This is a genomic window from Lactobacillus paragasseri (assembly GCF_003584685.1).
GTDB lineage: Bacteria > Bacillota > Bacilli > Lactobacillales > Lactobacillaceae > Lactobacillus > Lactobacillus paragasseri.
The window spans coordinates 1,883,063-1,907,232 of the sequence record NZ_AP018549.1 but is presented as its reverse complement, the minus strand read 5'-3'; the positions used below and the strand labels follow the sequence as shown (position 1 = coordinate 1,907,232).

Below are 24,170 nucleotides of genomic sequence, written 5' to 3'. Positions count from 1 at the left end.
TCTTTATTTAACAATTACTTTTCCATGAAACATGTCCATTCCGCAGGCAAAGTTATAAGTACCAGCTTTGTCAGTTGGAATATCAATAGTAGTAATTTTTTGCTTAGTTAGATCTTTATTAACGCCTAATTGTTCAAAGACAACATGTGATAAGCAGGCAGTAGAATCACGCATGTCAAAGTTAACTTGTGCTGGAACGCCCTTTTTTAGCACTACTGTTGAAGGTGAATAGCCACCGTTCACAACAATTGTTGCAGTTTGTTCATCGTTAACAATAGTTCCAGTTCCTGTAGCTTCCTTGTGTTTCCCAAAGAACCACCAGATAATAAAGCCAATTAGAATAATGCCGATAATTAATGTGATAATTTGACTAATACTCATTTTTATACCCTCCTAGCAGATAGTAGATCCTGCTTTTAAGCAATTGCAGGGAACCTTGTCAGGTGCTGTTTTTTCTTTTTGACTAATTTCTTCTTGCATCTTCATTAAATCACCTTTAGAAACAGGCGAATCTTTGAGAAGCTTTAAGATTACTTCTCCCTTATGCATGTCGCACATTCTGTTTAACAAATTTTTTGTTTCGATATACATCATTTCTGTCTGATTAACAGTAGCAGTATAGATGTAGCGCCGTCCTTCATGTTTGGCAGTTAACCAACCTTTTTGAACGAGTCTTCTAATTAATGTCTTGATGGTTGAATCAGACCAATCTTTTTTGCTTGAAGCTCTTTTAAAATTTGATTTGTATGGGTTTCACCTAGTGTCCAGACAATACGCATTACTTCCCATTCACTGTCTGAGATAGGAGATAAATTTTTTTCGCTCATTTTTTTATATTCCCTTTCGTTTACATTTGTAATCATACATCTTTATGTTTACATTTGTCAACAATGAAAACTGCACAATTTATATAAAAATATGATTAAAATATTGTTAAAATAAATATTTCATAGTAAAATCTAAACAAATAATGAGAGGTGAGTAGGATGGATGATAAAAGATGGATTGAATTAGCAAAAAGAAAAAAGCAAGATAAGTATTTTGGATTTATCAGTTTGCTGATTGTAGTTATGATGGTCTTTTTTACTGTAAAAAACATCGGCTGGCTACTCACTTTTATTGTGGTGGCGGTTATTCTTTATTTCTGGATTGATGTGGAACAAATGCTAGAAGATAGTAAGGTAATTAGTCGCACGCAAAAAATTATTTTTATTGTTCTTGGTACAATTTACGAGCTTATGAGTATTATTTTTGCCTTTGTTAATTTAGATTTTTTATTAGTGGCATTTGGAATTGTCAGTGCTGGATATTTGGGCTTTAAAACTAATGCGGTCTTACGTAAAGACTTGAAGAATAAGAATCTGAAGTTTGCCGATAGCATGATAGCAACTTTTTTGGGAATAGTAGTGGCGTCATTAGTAGTTGCATTAGCTCCAAGAGATATTCTCTGGCTATTTCTTTTGATCTTTGCGTTGGCATATAACTTATTACACTTAATTGTCAGAATTAAGGTTGAACACGATGGGACAAATCGTGAATTATAGGATCAGATGGGAATGATTGTATGCGGCCAGACTTAATTGTTAAGAACAGAAAACTAAACCGTCTTCTTGGTGTGGCCGGAGTTATTTTAAGTTGCGTTATGTTCTTTTTGGCATTTTGGAATATTGGCTGGTTGTATCGATTAGTCGGTTTATGCGCGATTATTTATTATCTTGTTGATATAGAGCAAGGATTAGAAGAAAGCCATGCTATTACTAGATCAGTACGAATTATATTGATTGTCATTGGCGTTTTGTATATGGGATTAAGCATGGTATGTGTCTTTGTGAATGTTGACGTGCTATTAAGAATATTTGGACTAACTGGTGCAGGATATTTAGGTTTTAAGTCATATCAATTAGTGAGAAGTGGAATTTTTAATAAAAAATTGAAACTAGCTGATAGTCTAATTGCAGTTATTTTAAGTGTTTTTCCAGCTATTTTGTTAATTATTTATGCATTTTGGTATTTTTGGTTGATTTTACTAGCATTTACTCTGCTATATAACTTAGTTCATTTAATTGTTAGAATTAAGATTGAACGTGGACCAACAAATCGTGAATTATAGAAGAAAAAGGTAGCATCTTCGATTTTTAGTCGAGGTGCTACCTTTTTTGAAAATACATAGTTTAAATCAAAATTCCATTACAATGATCAACTTCATGTTGAATTACTTCAGCGACAAAATCAGAGAATTCTTGTTGTCTAGTTTCAAAGTTTTCATTTTGATATTTTACTGTAATTTTCTTATATCTTTCTGTCGGACGCTCTCCCTCTAAAGAAAGACATCCCTCATAAGCTAGATACTTGTCGGACTTAGAAACAATAATTGGATTAAGCATCACAATTGGAAGTGGACCAACAAATAAGGTAATAATTCGCTTTTGTACACCGATCATATTCGCGGCAAGTCCAGCAGCTTTGCCGTTATTAGCAAGTAAAGTATCCTTCAAATCATTAGCTGCTGCTAAATCTTGCTTGGTAGCTGGTATAGATTTGAATTTTAAAGAAAGTTCATCATGAATGATAGGTTTAACTGCCATTATTCCAAATACTCCTTGATTAGCTAGCGTGTCGTACTAGTAAATATATCTAACATTATGAAATAAATATTACGGTAAAGCTAGTGAATTATTTCCAAGGTAATAAAAAATGAGATCGCGTACGATCTCATTTTTCTTTTTATCCCATATTTGTAATAAGGAAGAAGATAACGAATATTACAAATAGAATGTACATCATTGGTGATACTTCTTTGTAGCGCTTAGAAGCAATCATCGTAATTGGGTAAGCAATCATCCCTAAGGCTAAACCATCAGAAATTGAGTAAGTTAATGGCATACCAACAACAACCAAGAATGATGGAAAGGCAATTTCGAAGTTATCCCAGTGAATATACTTAAGGTTTCCTGCCATTAGTACCCCAACGATAATTAAAGCTGGGGCAGTCACAGTAGTTGGGATTACTGCTAGAAGAGGACTGAAAATCATTGAAATTAAGAATAAAATACCAACAAAAATAGCAGTTAAGCCAGTTCTACCACCCATTGCGATACCTGCACTTGATTCAACAGAAGTACCAAGTGGAGCAGTACCAAGAACAGAACCTTCAACCATAGCAAGTGAATCTGACAAGAAGGCTTTACCAATACGTGGAATTTTGCCGTTTTTGTCAACCATCCCGGCTTGTTGCGTCATCCCAATTAAAGTACCAGCAGTATCAAAGAAAGTAACTAATAAGAATGTCAAAACAATCATAAATAGTTGTGGCGTGTTAATGTCCTTTAAATGAAAGACTGCTTGACCAAAAGTAGGCGCAATACTTGGAGCACCTGAAACAATACCATGTGGCATTGGAATTTGACCAATTACCATTCCAAAAATGGCAGTCACGATCATACCGATGAAAATTGAACCAGGAACTTTAGCAGCCATTAAGATGACAGTTAAAATTAAGCCAAATAAAGTAATCCAAACAGCGGGATTATTGAATGATCCTAAACCAACTAGAGAAGATTTATTATCAACGATTAATTTACCATTTTGTAAGCCGATAAAAGCAATGAATAGGCCAATACCAGCAGAGATTGCATATTTTAAGTCCTGAGGAATAGCATCAACAACTTTTTCACGTAATTTTAAAACGGTGATTAAAATAAACAAAATTGAAGCAACTAACACACTAGCTAAAGCGGTTTGCCAATTGATATGCATTCCAATAACTACGTTATATGAGAAAAAGGCAGCACTACCAAGAGTTGGTGCTAAGGCAATCGGGTAGTTAGCAATGAATCCCATTAAGAAACAACCAATTGCAGTTGCGATTGCAGTAACAGTGAAAGCAGCGCCTTTATTAATACCAGCTGCACTTAAAATATTAGGGTTAACAAAAAGGATGTATGACAATGAAACAAACGTGGTAAGAGCAGCGATTAATTCGCGTTTGACATTAGTATGTGCATCCTCCAAATGAAAGACTTTATCTAAAAATTGCATCATTTCTCCAACATAAAATAAAAATGAAAAAAGGACACAGTTTACCCAAAAAGCCATGGGTAAAAGATGTCCTTTAAAGCAAATTTATGACGTCTGATACCTATAGTCCTGAATTTATGGCTCAGGGTAGATACTGTCGACCTTATTTCGACGATATATAGATAACTTGATTGTTAAGTATTCTAGCAGAAATTTATCGTATACGCAAATGGAGATAAATAAAAAACAAGTAGTCATGTGAACTACTTGTTTAAGGAGATATTATTTATCAGTATTCATCAAAAGGAATTTGGTAAAGCCACCTTTTTCAGCTTTCTTTGCTTCTACTTGCTTTAGTAAGTCTTCTTTACTAATATTTTTAAAATCTAAAAATGCTTCTAATACTGTGTAAACATCAGCTAATTCTTCAAGGAGATTTTGATCGTCAGGTGCAGCTTTAACTTCATTAGCTTCTTCGACGATTTTATTTTTCAAGGCATCTTCTCTTTCATCAGGTTTTAGTTGACGATAAGATGCATAGGTAGCGAATTCAGGTATTTTGTCTCTAACTAGCTTTTTCATTATCCTAATCCTATTTCACATTTAGAACTACGAAGTAAATGACGAAGACAAAGAATAAAATCCACATCATTGGCGTGATTTCTTTGAATCTCTTAGCAGCAAGCATTGATACTGGGTAAATAATTAAGCCCCAGCCAAGACCATCTGAAATCGAGTAGGTAAGAGGCATGCCAAGTGCGATTAAGAAACATGGAATTGCAATTTCAAGATCAGTCCAGTGAACGTGTGCTAAGTTTTCAGCCATTAATACCCCAACAATAATTAAAGCAGGAGCAGTTACTTGAGTAGTAAAGACACTTAAGATTGGGCTGAAGATAGTTGAAATTAAGAAGAAAATACCAACCCAGACAGCAGTTAAACCAGTTCTACCACCAACTGCGATACCGGCACTTGATTCAACAAAGGCACCAACTGGTGAAGTACCAAGAACAGAACCAACTAACATACCAGATGAGTCAGCTGCTAGAGCTTCACCGGCGCGTGGCATTTTGTTGTCTTTCATGAGGCCTGCTTGTTGAACAAGTCCGATTAAAGTACCAGTAGTATCAAAGAAAGTAACCAGTAAGAAAGTGAAGACAACGATCCACATTTGGACAGTATTAATATCACTAATATGGAAAACAGCTTGACCAAAAATTGGTGAAAGACTTGGAACTCCTGAAATAAAGGCCTTAGGCATTGGAATTTGACCGATGGCGATACCGAAAATAGCGGCCACGATCATTCCAATAAAGATAGCGCCAGGAACTCTGGCGATCATTAAGAAAATAGTAACAACTAAACCAAAAATTGTAATCCAAACAAGTGGATTGTTCAAAGCACCAACAGTAACTAAAGTGGAATCACTCTTGCTAATTAATTTACCGCCTTGAAGACCGATAAAGGCAATAAATAAACCAATACCAGCTGAGATTGCATATTTAATATCACTAGGAATAGCATCGATAATCATCTCACGTACTTTAAATACAGTTAGTAAGATGAAAAGAATTGAAGCAACAAAAACAGCAGCTAAAGCAGTTTGCCATTTAACGTGCATTCCTAAGCAGACAGTGTAAGTAAAGAATGCGTTAAGTCCCAAGGTTGGTGCAGAAGCAATAGGGTAATTGGCAACTAGTCCCATTACAATACACGTGAAAGCAGCAGATAAGGCCGTTGCAGTAAACAACGCTCCCTTGTTCATGCCACTTGCTCCTAAAACAGCTGGGTTAACAAACAGAATGTAAGACATACTCACAAACGTAGTTAGTCCAGCTAAAAACTCTGTTTTAAATGAAGTGTGGTTTTCATTTAAATGGAAAAATTTACCAATTGAATTCATGTAACCCTCCAGATGTGGTAATGTTCGGATTTTAAAGAAAAAGAAGCTTTAAAATGATTTACTTGTGTTCTTAGTCATCTAAAAGCGAATCTTCAACTAAAATTATATCTAAAATATTAACTATTTCAAGAATAACAGTCAAAATTATTCGATTAAATTACAATAAAAGATACTAATGAATTAAGAAATGATATATTTTTTGTAGAATCCGAACATTATGGCCCGGGAAATATAATATTTTATAATTTAAATATTGACTTTGACCTTGCGTTAATTGATATCTTGAAGCTAGGAGGTGAAAGTAATGCAAGAAAAATATTCAATTGGTGAAGTAGCTGCGATGCTGGAAGTAAGTACGCGTACTCTAAGATTCTATGATGAAAAAGGGCTTGTTAAGCCGGCTTATACGGAAGAGAATGGCTATCGTTTTTATGAAAAAGAACAGATAAGGCAGATAGAATTAATTTTGTTTCTAAAAGATCTTGGCTTTTCGTTGAAACAAATAAAAACGCTCATTCAAGATGAGCGCGGAAGTAAATCGCTTGAGTTGCTTTTAAAGCAGCAGTATCAAGAAAACAAACAAAAAATCAACGAATTGACTGCAAAGCAAAAACAGATAGAACATTTACAAAAAATAGGTGTTTTATCTGCCGCATTAACCAATTTTTCTGACATTACAAGTATTATGAGAAAAGAAAACAAAATGACAGTTTTAAGAAGAAAAATGTGGCTTTATATAATTATGTGGATAGTAGTTGAACTGATAGGCATTAGTCTCATGTATGCGTTGCGATTAAATGCAAGTATAGCAATTGTGATTGCTGTGCTGGGGGCAATAATGTTTTCAAAATACTATTACGACCGAGTTGAATATGTTTGTCCTAATTGCGGGGATGTCTTTATTCCGTCATTTTTAATTTTTAACTTAGCCCCGCATACACCTAAGTTTAGAAAATTAACTTGTCCAAAATGTGAAAAGAGATCATATTGCCTAGAGATTTGTAGAGATTAGGGTAAAATGTACAAATCTAAAAATGATATTTATTAATAAATACTATGATATAATCAAGTATGAAAAAAGGAGATCCGCGGATCTCCTTATACAGCCCGCTTTAAGAGCGGTGGCTTTTAATGTTAAGATGACGAAAACGACGCTCTATAACTCGCCAAAGTTATAGGTAGAGCGGCGTTTTTATTTTTTTGTGGTGGTCTATATAGGTTAGCAAAGCTAACACAAATGTACCAAACAAAAGCATCAAAGAGATGCTTTCGTAAACCGACATGGTTGAACCCTTTCTGTAGTATATTGACCATAGGCCTCACCTCCGAGAGGAAAAATAACCGCCGCTCATAAAACTTGCTGTGAAAATAATTATAGCGAAAGCTTTTTTGTAAAAGAAGACGAACAGGCAAAAAAGACTAACTAAACTAGTGAATTTTGTATTTAAAGTATGAATATTGAGTATTTTGCGGCTGGATGAGAAGTGGTACTTAAAAAGCTCGTGCGATGCACGGGCTTTGTTATGGAAGGAATTTATTCTTCTTTGTTAATTTTTATAAAAACTAAAGTCATCGCTACGATACTGATGACGGCAACTAAAAGGTAAGTTGGATCTAATGGATTATGCTGGAGAGTGTTCCAGACGATATAAGTAATGCTAAATATTATGCTAAGTATATAGACTATCTTAAAAATAGTCTTACCAGTAATGATCATTTTTATTCCTCCTGTCGTTGTTATAATAATTGTCAAACAGTTGAGTGGGGAAAATAAAGATTTCTTTTATACTTATATTATACTCTGAACGACTTAATTATAGATGTTGTAAAGTATACTTTATAAAAATCGCACTTTTTGTTAAGTATACTTTACAGATAATAAAAGCAATAAAAAAATACCGATTATCAAGATGGATGATAATCGGTATTTTTGTTAGTGAATTTTAGCTTACTTAAAATTCAAAACCCACAAGAAGATGATGAATACGACAAACAGTACCCACATCATTGGGCTGACTTCTTTACCACGCTTTGCAGAAACCATACAAATTGGGTAAGTAATCATCCCTAATGCTAAACCATCAGAAATTGAGTAGGTAAGTGGCATACCAAGTAAAATCAAAAATGCAGGAACGGCAATTTCTAACTTGTTCCAGTGAATGTGAGCAGTATTTTGTGCCATTAAAACTCCAACAATAATTAGGGCTGGAGCAGTCACTTGAGTAGTGAACACCCCAAGTAATGGACTAAAGATCATTGAAATCAGGAAGAAGATGGCAACAAAGACTGCAGTTAAACCTGAACGTCCACCAACTGCAATACCAGCACTTGATTCAACAAAGGCTCCAACAGGTGAAGTACCAAAGATAGAACCAAACATCATAGCAGTTGAATCTGCGGCTAATGCTTTACCAACACGTGGCATTTTGTTGTTCTTCATAAAGCCAGCTTGTTGAGCAAGACCAATTAAAGTACCAGCAGTATCAAAGAATGTAACAAGTAAGAAAGTTAAAACAACAACCCACATTTGCAGAGAATTAATGTCTTTAACGTGGAAAACTGCTTGACCAAAAGTAGGTGCAAGACTTGGTGCTAAAGAAATAAACTTGTGTGGTACGGCAATTTGACCAGTACAAATGCCAAAGATTGAGGCAGCAATCATTCCGATGAAAATCGCACCTGGAACGCCTAAAATCATTAAGATTACAGTAACAATTAAACCAAAAATCGTAATCCAAACAAGCGGGTTATGAAGTGATCCTAAACCAACTAAAGTAGATTTGTTAGCAACAATTAAACCACCATTTTGTAAACCTAGGAAGGCAATAAAAAGACCAATACCTGATGAAATGGCAAATTTAAGGTCTGAAGGGATAGAGTCAATGATCTTTTCTCTTAATTTAAATAAAGTAATTAAAATAAAGATAATTGATGCAACAAAAACACTGGCTAAGGCAGTTTCCCAAGATACCTTCATGCCAATACATACGGTATAGGCAAAGAAGGCGTTAATACCTAAGGCAGGTGCTTCACCAATCGGATAGTTAGCTACAATACCCATGATTGCTGTACCAAGAGCCGCAGCTAAAGCAGTTGCAGTAAATACAGCGCCAGTATTCATGCCGCTAGCACCAAGAACACTTGGGTTAACGAAGAGAATATAAGACATACTAATAAAGGTTGTTAGACCTGCAATAAATTCAGTTCTAACATTAGTTCCCAACTTTTCTAAATGAAAGTAGTTTTTGATAAAATTCATTTTGTCCTCCAGACATAATGTTCGCTTTTTAGCTTTAAATAAGCAACTTTTACAGTGTAGCATTCTGATAAATAAATGTAAACACGAATTTTAACTAAAGAAAGCGCTACAAAGAACATGGATAGTGAGCATATCGGACTTAGTGAATTATTTCATAATAGCTTTTATTTAATAAATTAATGAAATCGTCCTAAAATTAAGGTGTATAGAAACCTACTTAATGATTGGAGGAAATATCGATGACAACTTACTATAAGGGGTTCCCACAAAGTACTAGAGAAGAAAAACTACACATGGTTAACTTGGATGAACTGGAAAACGAAGCAAAATATGTAATACCAGAAGCTGCTTATTACTACATTGCTAGTGGTGCAGAAAATGAATGGACTTGGCGGAATAATACACAAGCTTTTAACCATTTTCAAATTGTGCCTCGTGCTTTAACTGGGATGCAGGATCCAGAATTGAATACTGAATTTTTAGGGATGAAGTTAAAGACACCAGTTATGATCTGTCCAATTGCCTGCCATGGTATTGCAAATGCCGAAGCCGAAATTGATACTGCTAAGGGTGCAAAAGCTGCCGGTGCTTTGTTTGGAATGAGTACCTATGCAAATAAGAGTGTTCAAGATGTGCAAAACGCAGTAGGCGACTCCCCACGGTTTATGCAATTATATCTAAGCAAGAACTGGGACTTTAATAAAATGGTAATTGAAGAATCAGTTAAAGCCGGCTTTACCGGTTTCTTCTTAACTGTAGATGCGCTAGTTAGTGGCTATCGTGAAGCAAATTTACGGACTAACTTTACATATCCTGTTCCACTTGCTTTCTTTAATGAATGGACTGGTGGAAAAGGAGAGGGACAAAGCGTTGCTGAAATGTACGCTTCATCTGCTCAAAATATTGGGCCAGATGATATTCGTAAGATTAAGGACATTGCTGATGTGCCTGTAATTGTTAAGGGCGTTGAATGTGCTGAAGATGCGATGCTTGCAATTGGTGCTGGTGCAGATGGAATTGTAGTTTCTAATCACGGAGGCCGTGAAGTTGATGGGGCTCCTGCTACAATTGATGTTTTGCCTGAAATCGCGAAGGCTGTGAAGAGTTGCGATCGCCCCGTTCCAATTATCCTTGATGGCGGCGTTCGTCGTGGTTCACACGTCTTTAAGGCATTGGCATTAGGTGCTGACTTAGTTGGTATTGGTCGTCCATTCTTATATGGCTTAGCACTTGGTGGTGCTCAAGGTGTTCAGTCAGTTATTGAGCAATTGAATAAGGAATTGTTGATTGATATGCAATTGACTGGTTGTAAGACGATTGACGATATTAAACATGCTAAAATTGATCATCTTGACTATACTGCTGATTGGGGAATTTCTTCAACGAGTAAGAGCGTTATGAAGCCATATCCTGTTACTAAAGAAAATCAATTAACTGGTGAAGCTGCAGATGCAGTAAGTGGCGCTTCAAGACATTAGTTTAATGATGTGAGTATATGAAAAAAGCGGCCTAACGACCGCCTAAGCACTATTCTGCGCATTAAATTATAAAGCAGATAGTAACACTGTTCCTATAAAGTATTCTAACATGTTTTTACTTTATTTAACTAAATTTGGTTTCCAATTTTCGTCAAGTTTGCCCATTTCTTTAAGCTTAGCAACGATTTGATTTAAGACTTCTTGACGATCCTCTTCACTTGCCATGAAGTCAAATTTATCACCATCAATAGTCATCTTTGGTGAATAATCATACTTCTCATACCAAGGTTTGTAATAGCGAAGCAAACGCTTGTAGTAGTCTTCTAGAGTTGGGTCATAACTTAATTGCTCGTAGTTACGACCACGTTTTTGAATACGTTTAAGCATTGTGTCATATGATACATCAATATGAACAAGGAGATCTGGATTCTTCTTAGGCATCCGATCTAACTCACTCATCATATTGTGTAGAAGTTCGTAATAAGTATCTACTTCTTCTTTAGTAGCACGGCCAATATCGGCATTCATTTGGAAGAAAAGTGCATCTTCGTAGATAGAACGGTCGAGTACGTTATTATCATCAGTTAATGCTGACTTGATACTTTGGAAGCGAGTATTCAAGAAATAAACTTGCAATAAAAATGCGTACTTCTTAGGGTTTTCGTAGAATAATGGCAAAACAGGATTGTCATCTACACTTTCATAAAAGGGATTAGTGCCCAAATACTTAGATAGAATACCTGTTAGACTGGATTTTCCGGCTCCAATGGGCCCACTTAATACAATAACTGTCATCACGTTCCTTCTATTCGTTAGCTAGTTTAGATTACCTAGATCAGTAAGCTTTTGATCAATTGTGTTGATAACTTCTTTTCGTGCATCTTCATCTGCAACAAAGTCATATTTATCGCCATCAATCATCATCTTAGGGGATGCATTATATTTTTCATACCAAGGCTCGTAATAAGACAAAAGTCGAGCATAGTAGTCTTTTAAGCCTGGATCAGTTGATAATTGTTCAAATGTACGACCGCGCTTTTGAATGCGGTGAAGCATGGTATCAAGAGATACATGAATATAAATTAACAAATCAGGTTTCTTACTTGGGTTGCCTGGGGCTTGTTCCATCATATTCTCAAGTAAACTATCGTAGATCTTGAATTCAGTAGGGTCTGCGATTCCACTATCGACATTCATTTTGAAAAATAAGGCATCTTCATAAATTGAACGATCAGACACACTGTTATGATCGCGAATAGCTTGGTTAATTTGAGCCAAACGATGGTTTAGAAGATAGGTATTTAAGAGAAAAGTGTAATGTGCCATGTCTTTATAATAAAGTGGCAAAATTGGATTATTATCTACACCTTCATAAAATGCTTGGGTGCCTAAATGCTCTGCAAGAAGACTGGTTAAACTGGATTTTCCGGCTCCAATAGGCCCGCTCAATACAATAACTGTCATCACGTTCTTTCTACAAGATATAGTTTGCTTTAATAGTGTAATTCAATATCTGGTATGAAAACAAGTGGTTTTTTAATTTGCTATAAAAGAAAAAAGTCAAGAGAACACATCAAAAAAATACAAAAAGAAAAGACGAACTAATCTAAAAAGATTAATTCGCCAAAGTAAACAGTCTTAAATGAGGATTATTTTCTGTATTTTGGATCAAGCTTTGCTGCAGCTACTTCATCACAAATAACTGTTACATCTGGGTGATCTTGCAAAATGGATGCAGGAACTTCTTCAGTAACTGGACCTTCAACTAATGCTTTAACTGCATCTTGCTTTGATTCGCCAAAGGCTAGTAAAACAATCTTCTTACTTTGCATAATTGACTTAATTCCCATACAAATAGCTTGGCGAGGAACTTCGTCTTCATTGTCAAAGAAGCGTGAATTTGCCTTAATAGTACTTTCAGTTAATTGAACCTTGTGAGTTAAGCTGCCAAATGGAGTACCTGGTTCGTTAAAGGCAATGTGTCCGTTTCTACCAATACCTAAAATTTGGATGTCAATTGGGTTAGCAGCAATAATGTCGTTATAACGGTCAACTTCTTTGTCAATATCTTTTGCCATTCCATTTGGAATATATGAATGCTTGAAAGGCTTCTTATCGAATAAGTGTTTTTGCATGAAGTAGTGGTAGCTTTGATCATTATCTGGTTTTAAGCCGTAGTATTCATCTAAGTTAATACTTGTCATGTCAGAGAAGTCTAAGTCGCTGTCGCACATATCGTCATACATTGGAATTGGGGAAGAGCCAGTTGCAAGGCCTAAAACTTTGTCGCCATTTTCCATTCCCTTTTTAATAATTTCAAATGCCTTAGTGCCGCCTTCAATATTATCTTTAGTTACGATGATTTTCATAATTATGTGTACCTCCTCATTCATTGGTCTAGTCCATTATAAAATATAAAATTGGTCTAGTCAACTTAAACCGCTAACATTTTTAAATTTGTTTTTTTCTGCGGTAAAATTTAGGTGAGGTGAGAAGAGATGGAGAAGAGTTTTCAAGAAAATAACTTGTCAGGCTTAGGCATGGGAACTTGGGGAATTGGCGAAGACGCTTCTAAGAAAAAAGACGAAATAGCTGCACTTCGCTATGGTTTAGATAATGGAATTAAAGTAATTGATACTGCAGAAATGTATGGTGAAGGAAAAAGTGAAAAATTAATTGGCGAAGCAATTCAAGGTTATGATCGCAGTCAAATCTTTTTGATCTCAAAATTTTATCCGTATCATGCTTCTCCAGAATTAGAACGTCAGAGCTTAGAAAATAGCTTAAAACGACTAAAAACTGATTATTTAGACTTGTATTTGCTTCATTGGCGTGGCGATAAGCGTTTATCTGAAACAGTACGCGGACTAAAAGAATTACAAAATGAAGGCTTAATTCGCCACTGGGGTGTATCTAACTTTGATGTAGCTGACCTAGAAGAATTGTTTAGTGTCCCAGGCGGCAAGGATTGTTTTGCCAATGAAGATTTGTATAACCTTTCTGAACGCGGGGTAGAATATGATGTTTTACCTTGGCAAAAAAAGCATGGCGTTGGTTTTATTGGGTATTCTCCATTTAACTCAGGTAAGGGCGATTCGATTAGGATTACTAATAATCTTAAAATAGTAGCTCGTGCGCACAATGTAACTCCGCACCAAATTATGTTAGCTTGGACTTTAAGACATGGTAATGTTTTATCGATTCCTAAAGCGGGAACGGTTAAGCATATGAAGGAGAATATTGCTGCTCAAGATATCAAATTAACATCAGACGAAATAAAATTAATAGATAATGACTTCCCGCAGCCGACTGAAAAGACGCCACTTGCGATGATATAGTTTGGAAATATTTGTAAAATAAAAAAGATTGATTAGCCAGCGTTTTAGTAACGTGGCTAATCAATCTTTTTGCTTTAAGAATTATTTTTTTACGGTTTTATTTATATATCTTGATCAATTTTTCAAGATCTTTGTTGGAAATTAATTTTAAATTCTTAACAAAATCCGCTGCTTGCTCTAAAGTACTACCATTATCCATTTGATTTTCGAGAATAATTTTGGCAGAATCGACTTTTCCTTGTTCAACGCCATGTCTCATTCCTTGCTCATATCCTGCTTTTCCTGCAGCTTGTTCTCGTTCTAGCATTCTTGTTTCGTAAAGCATGATCTTTTCCCTCGTTTCTGGATCTTCGTTAATTTCTTTAATTCTTCTTTGCGCGTAATCAAAATGTTTATTTAAATTCACAGGTTCATTGTTCATTAATTTAGCCAAGGCTTTTAAATCTTCGCTCTGACCTTCAGCTGAAACTTGTGAATTAATGATAATCTTTGTCACGCCATCCTGTAATTGTTTTGACCTATCTTGATCAGAATAAGTATGGTACGACTCATAAAATTTATCATCTTTCTTTGGTTTAAAGTTACAGAGAAAAATAATAAAGGCGTCTTTCAAATTTCGATAAGTCTTACCCTTATTTAAAGTATAGCGTAAATCAAGTCTTGAAAGATAGTAACGCATGCGTCTACCGATATCATCTTGATCCGTTGTTTGCATTTCGATGTTAAACACGCGTCCCTCATGGTCTGTAACCAAAACATCAAGTCTAACTTCTTTAGCTTCATTCTTGCGCTCAAAATTATTAATCTCAACTTGCTTATCTAACCAGTCTATCTTTTCAATTTTCAGATCTGGAATAATAATTTCAAGCAAATACTTGCAGAAGTCCTTGTTTTCCATCACCATCCCAAACACTTTATCTTCCGTGAACCCAAACCAGGGTTCAATCTTTTTTACCATATGAGTAAATCCTCTCTAAAAATATTTGAGGAAGTAATCCCATATGTTTATTACGCAAACTAAATTTATTTTTCCTAGATAAAATTTGTTTTTATTTATACGCAGTATAAGCGAAGTAAGCAGCTTGAATGAGGGCTAAAACGGCAATGCCCAAACGAATGATCTTAACTGGAATATGGCGCATGATACGTGGTCCAAAGTAACTACCGATCAACGCTCCGATTGCCAAAGGAATAGCAGCGCTCCAGTAAATTTTTTCGGTAAACATATAGATAATTAGCGCAACTAAATTGGAGAGTGCGCCAATAATATTTTTCATAGCATTAACAGTTAAAAAGGCATCATCACTAATTGCGTTCAAGATAACTAACATTAAAACGCCGCTCGCAGCGCCGAAGTACCCAGCATAAGCTCCAGCAATCAATAAGCATAAAAGTGATAGAGCTTGAACTAAGCGATTAGGATGATCACTTTCATTTCCAAGATGAATTTCTCCACTGAATAAAATCATTAAGCCGGAAAAAGCGATACAGAAGGGAACGATCTTCTCAAATATTTTCCCGGGAAATTGAATTAAAAGCATGCAGCCTAAAGCTGATCCAATAATTGTAAAAATTGAATAGAAACTAACTTGTTTCCAGTGCCCCTTTAGTTCTTTAAGCGAAGATGCAGTTGATCCAACGCCAGTCCAGATTAAGGCTGCATCATTAGTAGTATTTGCATAAACTGGGGGAATACCAACTGAAAGGAGGACTGGATAAGTGGCAAGGGATGCCATACTTGCAATTGTTGAGAGAAGGCCACCTAAAATCCCACCAAAAATCAGATAAATGAATAAGAAAAAAGGACTCATAATTTCACCTCACATTGTAAATTGATATATTGCAATGGTAGGTATTATAAGCCCCTTCTGTTTAGCTAGCAAGCTACTTATTTAAAACTTCTGCGACATTTCCATTTTTTGTTTCTAACAAACTTTTTGCTTGATTGAGACTGCAGTTAGTTTTAAGCATTACGATTGCTAAGCCAACATCATTATTAGCCTCTTTAAGAGTATCTTTAGCTTTCTGGGTAGATGCACCAGTAGTAGTGTGAATAATGCGACAGGCACGATCAATTAGCTTAGAATTAGTAGGTTTAACATCAATCATGACGTTTTCGTAGATTTTTCCTTGTTTTATCATGACACCAGTAGAAATCATGTTCAGAATCATCTTTTGAGCAGTTCCGGCTTTCATTCTAGTTGAACCGGTAATCGCTTCAGGTCCAACAACAGCTTCGATAGCTATATCGGCGTGATCGCCTATCTTAGAGTCTTTAACACAGGCAATGGAAATAGTTAGAGCACCTATGGCTTTAGCATAGTCAAGACCGCCAATTACATATGGAGTGCGACCACTGGCGGCAAGCCCTAAAACGATATCGTTTTTATTTAGTTTAAGATCTTTTAAATCTCTTTTTGCTAGATCTTGTGAATCTTCAGCACCTTCGACAGCAACATACATCGCATCTTTACCGCCAGCAATTAATCCGATTGCGCGTTCTGGTTTAATACCGTAGGTAGGAACTAATTCAGCAGCATCTAAAACGCCAAGACGGCCGCTTGTTCCAGCACCGATATAGATTAAACGTCCACCTTTGCTATAGCGCTTAGCTGCTTCATCTATTGCCCGGGCAATTTTATCATCTTGAGTTCCCACTGCTACAGCGACTTTTTTGTCTTCTTGATTAATAGTTTTGACCATGTCGATAGTTGACATGGAATCAATGTGCATAGTCGCGGGGTTTCGTTGCTCCGTAGTTAAGTTTTTAATTTCCATTGTAAATACTTCTTTCTAGTGTGTAAGTATTTTCCCGATCTTTTGCATCATACTTAAAATATTCTCATAATCTTTTTGACTTTGATAATTGGTTAATACGCAGCAGTCAATCACATCAGTGTTTGCTCTAAATCGTGCTATATCATGCTGTTCATGCAATAGTTCGCCAGTTTTATTAAAGACTTCATACTTAGGATTGCTATAAGCTACTAATTTATTTCTTACTTCTTGGTGCTTTAAGGCATCGAGAACCACATGATTAACTTCGTTATCGCCTGCAAGTAGTTTTTCAAAAACGTCCATCATAGAATTTGATGTACAAGTATTTTCTTTATCACTTTTTTTCATTAAAAATCGACTTAAAGAAATATTTTGAAAATTTTGCTGTAAATAATCATTAATTGTATTGATGTTGTAATAATTCAATAAAGCGTTAGTAGCTGTATTATCAGATACAGATAACATTAGATCTAATAAATCACTAATCTTCCATGACTTAATGCTTAGTCTATTGATAATGCCGGCTCCTCCAACAATATCATTACTAGATAGGGTAAGAGTATTGGCGATTGTGCCAGGCTTTTTTTCCTGAATATAAAGAGCAATCCCTAGTTTTATTAATGAGGCTGACTTAAAAATCACATTAGCGTTTGAATTTTCAAAGATCGTATGATTATTTTTACGAATAGTAATTGCTGTTTTCCAAGGATTATTTTCTATTTGTTCTTGAATCTGGGTCAGTTGCATTGTCTTAGTCCTTTAGAATAATTTCATTATTTTTAATTTCTAAATACTTACTAAGATCAGGATCTTGTGTAGCCATAAAAATTGAATCGAGATCAATAAATTTAACATTTTTATTTGCAACAGCGAATGCAGCAGCTGCCGCAATACTTTCAACTGGCTCAATCATGCAACCAATCATAGTTTTAATACCACAAGCTTGGGCTAAATCATTAATTTTGATTGCCTCTGATAAGCCACCAGTTTTCATTAACTTAATGTTGATGTAGTCACAAGCGTGATGCTGGATTAAGTTAATGGCATCCTGATATGAAGCGACACTTTCGTCAGCCATAATTGGATAAGGCGAATTTTCACTTAATAAAGTTAAATCTGAGATTGCATCTTTTAGAACAGGCTGTTCGATAAAATCAATGTTTAAATTATCCTGTGCCCAAGTTCGACTAGCTTTTAAAGTGTCTTTGTAATTCCAGGCTTGATTGCAATCAATACGTAAGGAAATGTCAGGACCAACAGCTTTACTAATTTTTTGAATGATTTTAATATCATGACTTACAGAATTGTTGCCTAACTTGATTTTGATTGCAGTAAAGCCATCTTTAACTAAGGCTTTGGCTTCAGAAACCATATGGTCATCTGAACCGATACTAATTGTATAGTCGGTTGTTAATTTGCCTTTTTCACTACCAAGTAGGTTAACTAGAGATTCATTGTTTTCTTTAGCCTTTAATTGATGTAAGGCAATATCCATTGCCGCCTTTGCGGCAGAATTATGAACGATACAGGTTTGAAGTGTGGTTAAAATTTTGTTCCAATTTTTGAAGTTTTGGTTTATTAATGCAGGTTTAATAACTTGATTAACAATGTCTAGTGAGCTTTGTAATGTGTCACCGGTAACTTTCTCATTAGGAGTAGCTGTTCCAGTACCTGTTTGACCATCACTTAATTCAACAACGATTTTCAGTCCTTCAATTTCGGTGACTTTATGTAAGGCAGTAATAAACGGTCTCTTTAATGGAACTTTTTTAATGGAACATGTAATATTTTTAATTTTTAAATTCATTAATTTATCACTCCCTTCTTTTGCTCTAATTGTTCGATCATCCATGTATAAGCTGGAACTATTGCCTTTTGCCAATAGTTCCATTCGTGGGCGCCAAATGAATCAGTTGTTAATTGAACGTGATTATGGTTGCTTGAAACTTTTTGAGCAAAATATATTACATCCTTGATAGGAACAACGTCATCTGTTTTACTACTCTCAATATAAAAATTAACTTTATTTGAAATAGGTGATAAATAAGTAGTTGGATAGATTTTATTGTAGAAATTTTCTGACCAACTATTTTGTTCATCTTGAAATGTATGAATAGAATTGTGAATAAATTGAGGAATATGTTTAATATTCCAAACAGCGGGTGAAATTAAGAATGCTGCCGAAAATATTTGAGGATATTTTAAAACAAGTCTCGATGCACCATATCCGCCCATTGAAATGCCGCCGATACCAATGTTAGTTGAAATAGGGTACTGCTGAATTAAATAGGGTAATAAGTCCTGCATAATTGCCGTTTCCATTTTGAAACCATATAGAGAGTTGATGTAGAAACTATTAAAACCATCTATAAAAGCTACAATAATTTTCTTTTTGGCATTACGCATCAAGTTATCTAGAATACTTTTTGAGTCAATACGATTCGTATCTAAAAAATTAGTATGATTTCCATATAATCCGTGGAGCATTAAAAGCAAGGGATACTTTTGCTGGGAATTAACTTGATCTGGAAGATAGATATCATAATTCCAATCTAATTTTAAATGCGGAGAGTAAAGTGTGGAGGTTATTATGGTACTCATTTTAATTTGATGACAGCTTAAACTTAGTCCAAGGCTTGATAAAGTCTAATAAGAATAATTCATTTTTAGAAATTTCACCAACTTTATTTTTTCTTGACTCCATGTGTGGCTTTAATACAATTTGTAGCTCATTTTTATATATTCCAAAGCCATCATTTCCGATTAAAACATCTCCGCGTTTAAATTCTTGTTCATTATCATGGGCTGGGTTAGGGATGTCTTTATAAGTTACACGTGGCATTGTTGACCGAATAACGATACTATTCATGTCGCCCCTGCGGAAATGTTGTGGCTTTTCAACAATTGTCTTTTCAATGTCGTTTATCTTTGGAACATAGTTTACATGTAAAACTAATTGGTATGGATTAACCTCAGATAATAATTTTAGTTCTTCCTCAGATGCATAGGCGTTACCGATGATAACGTCGTCAATTAAGCCAGTTGCCCACAGCTGCTTTGCTTGAACTTGTATTGGAAGATAACGATCTTCTTCAAGTGTTGGTAAGCCATCTGTGACATTCCAAGGTCCCATTTTTCCAACTTGGCTGGTAACAAATGCAGCTGTGTGAATATTGAATTTCTTGAAGCGTTTTGAACATTCTACAAAGAAATCATAAGGAAGAGCTGTGCCTTTTTGTGGATAAAAATTATGACAACCGTAAATATATGGAGTATTTGCTTGGTAAGAAATAATGTTATTTAAGTAGTCCACATTATTACTCATATTTAATTCAATAATTAAATTATAGGGATTGTAAGACATTAAAGCTTCAGTTGCTCCATCAAATGCTTGATCTAGTCGTAAGCCAGTTGCACCAATATCATGGAAAAAGGATAGATCATGATAATCAATTTTTAAATCTTTAAAAATACGTGGTGAAACATCTAGAAACGTTTGGTATCCCAATCTGTTTCCCATTGAGATTATCTTTTTGTATTTTTCTTTAGTTTCTTCGACGCTTCCTTGTACTTCGAGCATGCTCATAAAAATACGCTTAAAGCCATATTTATGTCCAAGCTCAAGGTACTGAACATTGTCATCGTAATTGCTATGGTCTGGATAGATTGACAGACCTAAATTTCTCATTGTCATATTTAACTACTTCCTTTACTAAATATAATTGACTGCTGCTGTATTACTTCTGTCAGAAACCATAATTTTTATAGTAGGGTAAGCATGTTTTACTTTTGATGAAATTTCTTTCTGAATAATAAGGTTATTGACTAAAACAGATCCTGATAAGGCAAGATTTAGAGAAATACTTTCTTGAGAATAACGTTTTATTAAATGAATAATTTCATCAGCTAATAAGTCGGCCTGATGCTGTAAGATCATAATTGCTTCATCATTTTGCCGATCAGCTTCTTGAGCAAGCTTTAATGAAAAAGCTGCTATTTCTGTACGATTAAGTTTGTAATATTGGCTAACTACATTTTTTAAATTATCGGCCTTAAAGTATTCAAGAATAGCAGGTATTAAAGAAGAATTTTCTCCTCGATCCATTTTTTCTAATGCGGTGGCAACGGCTTCTTGGGAGATGCGATAGCCAGAACCAATATCATCTAATAAATATCCCCAACCGCCAGCACGTAAATATTTATTCTTTTGTCTTCCATATACAATTGATCCGGTACCGGCAATTGCTAAAAATCCGTCTTTTCCCTCAAGACCATTTATTAAAGCTAGTTTAGCGTCACTTGTAAAAATAATATTTTCAGTTAATGACTTAAAATAATCCTTTACTTTGTCTAAATAAGGCTGTGGATTATCGGCACTTTCTAGTCCTGCAATTCCAATCAAAATTAAGGTACAGGTATTTGATGATAATTTTTCTGAAATTTCAGTAATAACTTTAATTAGATTCTTAATGGTTTGCTGTGGATCAAGAAATATATTTCCTGGACCAGCAGTAGCAGTGGCAATTTCAATATTATCTTTATAAGCGGTAGCCGTTATATGGGTACCGCCACTATCAATTCCGATTACATAGCTCATGAGAAACCTCCTAAGCATTTTCAACTAATACTGTATGCGATTTCATAGTAACTTTTTTTATGTAACTATTCAATAAAACTTGAAAAAATATTTCATAAAATATCTAAAAATGCATAATTTAAACATAATTAAGAAAAAATATTTCATTTTCTGAAAAATAGTGCTATATTAAAGCCAGAAGTGATAGCGTATTCATTTATGCGTTATATTAACTTTGGTTTCATATATCGGGAGGTATTAATATGGCTAAGTTTAATGCCGCAAAAATCACCTCTAAAATGTCGAAACTAGCGGGTAATCGCTATTTTGTGGCAATTAGAGATGGAATGGCAGTTATTATTCCCGTAGCTATTGTCGGTTCATTCTTTACAATTATTTCTCAATTTCCAATAGATAGTTGGAAAAAGTTTATTACCCCATATTTACCTGCATTACAAGTACCAGTTACTTTTTCTATTGGTATGATGGCCTTGTATTCATGCTATGCAATGGCAGCTGCTTTGGCTGAGCACTATCAATTAGATAGAAATTCTTCAGCCACTGTTGCAACGATGGCATTCTTTATATTGGCTGTAAGTCCAGGTACTTTAACTGCTAAAGCAGCTAAATTGTCTGGCATGTTAGCTGGAACAGTTCTTCCTTCAACTAACTTTGGTGCGCAGGGTTTGTTTACTGCAATGTTAGTTTCAATGATATCAGTTGAAATTATTCGTTGGTTTAAAGAGAAAAATTTAGTTATTAAAATGCCAGATGGTGTTCCACCTGCAGTTTCTAATTCATTTGTTTCTTTAGTACCAGCTTCAGTAATTATTATTTTAGCTTGGGTAATTAAAGAAGTATTGCATTTTGACTTGAATGCAGGACTTTTAGCTTTATTGTCACCATTATCTAACTTTGGTAAAGATAACTTTATTTCATCAGTTATTCCACCATTCTTTAACTCACTATTTTGGTTATTTGGTATTCATGGTGCTATTACATCGACTCCAATTTATCCATACTGGTACAAGAACCTAGATGCAAATATGGCAGCAATTGCACATGGCGTGGGTGCTGCTAATGCTCCAAGATTTATGACTGAACAATTCTTCCAATGGTTTGTTTATATTGGTGGTTCAGGTACTATCTTAGGTCTATGTATTTTGTTAGCCTTTATGTCTAAGTCTTCATTTGGTAAGACTTTAGGTAAGGCGGTTATTATCCCAAGTATTTTCAACATTAATGAACCTATTATTTTTGGTTTACCAATTGTTTTAAACCCATACTTTGCAATTCCATTTGTTGTAACACCTATGGTAACTGGTGCTTTGACATACTTTGCAATGGCTCTTCACTTAGTATCACGTACTATCGCTTTGGTTCCATGGACGTTACCAGGACCAATTGGAGCTTACATGGCAACTGGTTTTGATTGGCGTGCTGCTGTTTTATCTATTATTAACGTCATTATTTCTGTTGTTATTTACTATCCATTCTTTAAAGTTTGGGATAAGAAACAACTAGAAAAGGAAGCTAAAGACAGTGCAAGTAAATCTACTAACACAGAAGCTTCAAAGGGTAATAATGTTGAAGCAATTAATTTAACTGATAATGATCTATCAGTTGAGCCTACTTCTTTAAAAACAACTATAAGCACAAAAATAATTGCTCTTTTTGATACGCTAAGTAAGTTTAAGAGATTAGCAAAAGAAAATGTTTAGTGTTTAATTAGGAAGCCCACTATAGCTACAAAAGTTATAGTGGGCTTTAATTTTGGAGAAATATAAATGAGAAATACTAATGAAATATCTATGTTAATGAAACAAGCAATAAATGATTGTGCTACGCCGGGAATAAGCTATGCCTTAGAAGATATAAAAAATAAAACAATGGAAACAAGTTTTTTAGGGTACAAAACTTATGACAAAAAAATACCGTTAAAAGATGACGATATTTATGACTTAGCATCGTTGACTAAAGTTGTAGGTGTAACAAGTCGTATACTTCAATTATTAGGGAAGAAAATTATTGATTTAGATGACAAAGTAAGTAAATATTTTCCAAAAATTAGTTATCCAGATATTACCGTTAAGAATCTTTTGCTTCATAATTCTGGATTAGCTGCTGATTTATGCAATGTATATTCATATGCGAATAAAGATGAGGTGATAGCTGCTATTTTTAAACAGAAGCTTGTTTATCCGACTGGAACAGATATGGTATATTCTGATCTTAATTTTATTTTACTAGGGATGATCATTGAAAAAGTAGATGAAGAGTCTCTTGATAAAAGCTTAAAGACACATGTCTTTGAACCTTTAGAGATGAATAATACAGGATATTGTTTAAATGAAAATAAACGAAATTTTGTACCAACAGAAAAGACTGATAAAAGAGGACTGATTCAGGGAGAAGTGCATGATGAAACGGCTTATATGTTAAATGGTGTTTCAGGTAATGCGGGATTATTTTCTACAATTGGAGATCTAAAGAATTTCTGCATAATGTATCTTCAAAAAGGAAAGTACAAAGGCAAAACAATAATCCCATCTGATATGATTGATACGCTATTTAACTATAACTTTATGGGTAGAACCTTAGGATGGCAAAGGTGGAATAAGAATAGCAAGACTTTGTGGCATACAGGATTTACTGGAACATCAATTGCGCTTGATTTAGATCATTCTACTTTCTTTATTTGTTTAACTAATCGAGTAAACCCTACTAGAAAAAACCAAAAATGGATAAACGTGAGAAGATTAGCGGTAAGTCTGTTTTTCAATAGTCCAGAGCAATTACCCTAATAATGCCATAGCATAAA

At 34.8% G+C, this 24,170-nt stretch carries 26 protein-coding genes, 1 pseudogene and 1 riboswitch; of the genes and pseudogenes, 7 read left to right on the top strand and 20 right to left on the bottom strand.

The genetic code is table 11. The features are described from left to right. Positions 1-3 precede the first annotated feature (3 nt). Entirely contained in the window at positions 4-381 is a 378-nt protein-coding gene (locus LpgJCM5343_RS09305) for a cupredoxin domain-containing protein (protein ID WP_003649758.1), read from the bottom strand. Between the two features lie 12 nt (positions 382-393). Beyond that, positions 394-827, bottom strand: a pseudogene (locus tag LpgJCM5343_RS09300) (CopY/TcrY family copper transport repressor). A 159-nt stretch (positions 828-986) separates the two neighbouring features. Here LpgJCM5343_RS09300 and LpgJCM5343_RS09295 point away from each other — a divergent pair. Both LpgJCM5343_RS09295 and LpgJCM5343_RS09290 read left to right on the top strand, forming a co-directional pair. Then, positions 987-1,544 carry a beta-carotene 15,15'-monooxygenase gene (locus LpgJCM5343_RS09295; RefSeq protein ID WP_101891018.1) on the top strand — a complete coding sequence of 186 codons (558 nt, stop codon included), beginning with the start codon at positions 987-989 and terminating at the stop codon, positions 1,542-1,544. A gap of 20 nt (positions 1,545-1,564) precedes the next feature. Next, positions 1,565-2,110: a hypothetical protein gene (locus LpgJCM5343_RS09290; protein ID WP_101891019.1), complete on the top strand. Its 546-nt coding sequence runs from the start codon at positions 1,565-1,567 to the stop codon at positions 2,108-2,110. A gap of 61 nt (positions 2,111-2,171) precedes the next feature. Here the strand turns inward: LpgJCM5343_RS09290 and LpgJCM5343_RS09285 are convergent, their stop codons facing one another. The 4 genes from LpgJCM5343_RS09285 to LpgJCM5343_RS09270 form a co-directional block, all read right to left on the bottom strand. Next, positions 2,172-2,585, bottom strand: a complete 414-nt coding sequence (locus LpgJCM5343_RS09285) for a peptide deformylase (RefSeq protein WP_101891020.1) — start codon at positions 2,583-2,585, stop codon at positions 2,172-2,174. 139 nt (positions 2,586-2,724) lie between these two features. Then, positions 2,725-4,038: an NCS2 family permease gene (locus tag LpgJCM5343_RS09280; RefSeq protein ID WP_101891046.1), complete on the bottom strand. Its 1,314-nt coding sequence runs from the start codon at positions 4,036-4,038 to the stop codon at positions 2,725-2,727. 83 nt (positions 4,039-4,121) lie between these two features. Beyond that, a riboswitch (purine riboswitch) is annotated at positions 4,122-4,219 on the bottom strand. 80 nt (positions 4,220-4,299) lie between these two features. Then, positions 4,300-4,599: a nucleoside triphosphate pyrophosphohydrolase gene (locus LpgJCM5343_RS09275; protein ID WP_048685896.1), complete on the bottom strand. Its 300-nt coding sequence runs from the start codon at positions 4,597-4,599 to the stop codon at positions 4,300-4,302. A 10-nt stretch (positions 4,600-4,609) separates the two neighbouring features. After that, complete coding sequence (locus LpgJCM5343_RS09270; RefSeq protein ID WP_003649768.1) at positions 4,610-5,920, bottom strand: NCS2 family permease; 1,311 nt, start codon at positions 5,918-5,920, stop codon at positions 4,610-4,612. 304 nt (positions 5,921-6,224) lie between these two features. Here LpgJCM5343_RS09270 and LpgJCM5343_RS09265 point away from each other — a divergent pair, with 304 nt between their 5' ends. Then, entirely contained in the window at positions 6,225-6,932 is a 708-nt protein-coding gene (locus LpgJCM5343_RS09265) for a MerR family transcriptional regulator (RefSeq protein ID WP_003649769.1), read from the top strand. A 160-nt stretch (positions 6,933-7,092) separates the two neighbouring features. Here the strand turns inward: LpgJCM5343_RS09265 and LpgJCM5343_RS09260 are convergent, their stop codons facing one another. The 3 genes from LpgJCM5343_RS09260 to LpgJCM5343_RS09250 all read right to left on the bottom strand — a co-directional run bounded on the left by LpgJCM5343_RS09260 (position 7,093) and on the right by LpgJCM5343_RS09250 (position 9,179). Continuing rightward, the gene (locus LpgJCM5343_RS09260) at positions 7,093-7,176 is read right to left on the bottom strand and encodes a putative holin-like toxin (RefSeq protein ID WP_240307266.1); all 84 of its coding nucleotides are present in this window, start codon (positions 7,174-7,176) and stop codon (positions 7,093-7,095) included. 278 nt (positions 7,177-7,454) lie between these two features. Further along, positions 7,455-7,637, bottom strand: coding sequence for a hypothetical protein (locus tag LpgJCM5343_RS09255; RefSeq protein ID WP_035422997.1), 183 nt, complete (start codon positions 7,635-7,637; stop codon positions 7,455-7,457). A gap of 231 nt (positions 7,638-7,868) precedes the next feature. After that, entirely contained in the window at positions 7,869-9,179 is a 1,311-nt protein-coding gene (locus LpgJCM5343_RS09250) for an NCS2 family permease (protein WP_003650577.1), read from the bottom strand. 239 nt (positions 9,180-9,418) lie between these two features. Here LpgJCM5343_RS09250 and LpgJCM5343_RS09245 point away from each other — a divergent pair, with 239 nt between their 5' ends. Then, the gene (locus LpgJCM5343_RS09245; protein ID WP_077959258.1) at positions 9,419-10,657 is read left to right on the top strand and encodes an alpha-hydroxy-acid oxidizing protein; all 1,239 of its coding nucleotides are present in this window, start codon (positions 9,419-9,421) and stop codon (positions 10,655-10,657) included. A 120-nt stretch (positions 10,658-10,777) separates the two neighbouring features. On the opposite strand, the gene LpgJCM5343_RS09240 is transcribed toward LpgJCM5343_RS09245, so the two are convergent. From LpgJCM5343_RS09240 to nagB, 3 genes are all read right to left on the bottom strand, one after another. Further along, positions 10,778-11,452 carry a deoxynucleoside kinase gene (locus LpgJCM5343_RS09240; protein WP_003649772.1) on the bottom strand — a complete coding sequence of 225 codons (675 nt, stop codon included), beginning with the start codon at positions 11,450-11,452 and terminating at the stop codon, positions 10,778-10,780. Between the two features lie 21 nt (positions 11,453-11,473). Next, entirely contained in the window at positions 11,474-12,124 is a 651-nt protein-coding gene (locus tag LpgJCM5343_RS09235) for a deoxynucleoside kinase (protein ID WP_020807477.1), read from the bottom strand. Between the two features lie 182 nt (positions 12,125-12,306). Continuing rightward, complete coding sequence (gene nagB, locus LpgJCM5343_RS09230) at positions 12,307-13,026, bottom strand: glucosamine-6-phosphate deaminase (protein WP_113576205.1); 720 nt, start codon at positions 13,024-13,026, stop codon at positions 12,307-12,309. A 129-nt stretch (positions 13,027-13,155) separates the two neighbouring features. On the opposite strand from nagB, the gene LpgJCM5343_RS09225 reads away from it, so the two are divergent. Then, complete coding sequence (locus LpgJCM5343_RS09225) at positions 13,156-13,995, top strand: aldo/keto reductase (RefSeq protein WP_049161155.1); 840 nt, start codon at positions 13,156-13,158, stop codon at positions 13,993-13,995. 97 nt (positions 13,996-14,092) lie between these two features. Here LpgJCM5343_RS09225 and LpgJCM5343_RS09220 read toward each other — a convergent pair whose 3' ends face one another. The 8 genes from LpgJCM5343_RS09220 to LpgJCM5343_RS09185 form a co-directional block, all read right to left on the bottom strand. Continuing rightward, positions 14,093-14,953, bottom strand: coding sequence for an Rpn family recombination-promoting nuclease/putative transposase (locus LpgJCM5343_RS09220; RefSeq protein ID WP_113576206.1), 861 nt, complete (start codon positions 14,951-14,953; stop codon positions 14,093-14,095). A 91-nt stretch (positions 14,954-15,044) separates the two neighbouring features. Continuing rightward, positions 15,045-15,806 carry a sulfite exporter TauE/SafE family protein gene (locus LpgJCM5343_RS09215; protein WP_003649781.1) on the bottom strand — a complete coding sequence of 254 codons (762 nt, stop codon included), beginning with the start codon at positions 15,804-15,806 and terminating at the stop codon, positions 15,045-15,047. A gap of 73 nt (positions 15,807-15,879) precedes the next feature. Then, positions 15,880-16,773, bottom strand: a complete 894-nt coding sequence (murQ, locus tag LpgJCM5343_RS09210) for an N-acetylmuramic acid 6-phosphate etherase (RefSeq protein ID WP_113576207.1) — start codon at positions 16,771-16,773, stop codon at positions 15,880-15,882. Positions 16,774-16,788: 15 nt separating this feature from the next. After that, on the bottom strand, positions 16,789-17,520 hold the full coding sequence (locus LpgJCM5343_RS09205) for a serine hydrolase (protein ID WP_003656946.1): 732 nt from the start codon (positions 17,518-17,520) through the stop codon (positions 16,789-16,791). A 4-nt stretch (positions 17,521-17,524) separates the two neighbouring features. Further along, a complete protein-coding gene (locus tag LpgJCM5343_RS09200; RefSeq protein WP_101891048.1) occupies positions 17,525-18,580 on the bottom strand; it encodes a dipeptide epimerase in 1,056 nt (351 codons plus the stop codon). After that, the gene (locus LpgJCM5343_RS09195) at positions 18,580-19,374 is read right to left on the bottom strand and encodes an alpha/beta hydrolase (protein WP_113576208.1); all 795 of its coding nucleotides are present in this window, start codon (positions 19,372-19,374) and stop codon (positions 18,580-18,582) included. The genes LpgJCM5343_RS09200 and LpgJCM5343_RS09195 overlap by 1 nt, the downstream gene beginning before the upstream one ends. A 1-nt stretch (position 19,375) precedes the next feature. Continuing rightward, entirely contained in the window at positions 19,376-20,467 is a 1,092-nt protein-coding gene (locus tag LpgJCM5343_RS09190) for a DUF871 domain-containing protein (protein WP_101891029.1), read from the bottom strand. Positions 20,468-20,485: 18 nt separating this feature from the next. Then, on the bottom strand, positions 20,486-21,370 hold the full coding sequence (locus LpgJCM5343_RS09185) for a BadF/BadG/BcrA/BcrD ATPase family protein (RefSeq protein ID WP_250881786.1): 885 nt from the start codon (positions 21,368-21,370) through the stop codon (positions 20,486-20,488). A 242-nt stretch (positions 21,371-21,612) separates the two neighbouring features. On the opposite strand from LpgJCM5343_RS09185, the gene LpgJCM5343_RS09180 reads away from it, so the two are divergent. After that, complete coding sequence (locus tag LpgJCM5343_RS09180) at positions 21,613-23,070, top strand: PTS sugar transporter subunit IIC (RefSeq protein ID WP_020807488.1); 1,458 nt, start codon at positions 21,613-21,615, stop codon at positions 23,068-23,070. A gap of 66 nt (positions 23,071-23,136) precedes the next feature. Continuing rightward, positions 23,137-24,153, top strand: coding sequence for a serine hydrolase domain-containing protein (locus tag LpgJCM5343_RS09175; protein WP_101891031.1), 1,017 nt, complete (start codon positions 23,137-23,139; stop codon positions 24,151-24,153). Positions 24,154-24,170: the final 17 nt, after the last annotated feature.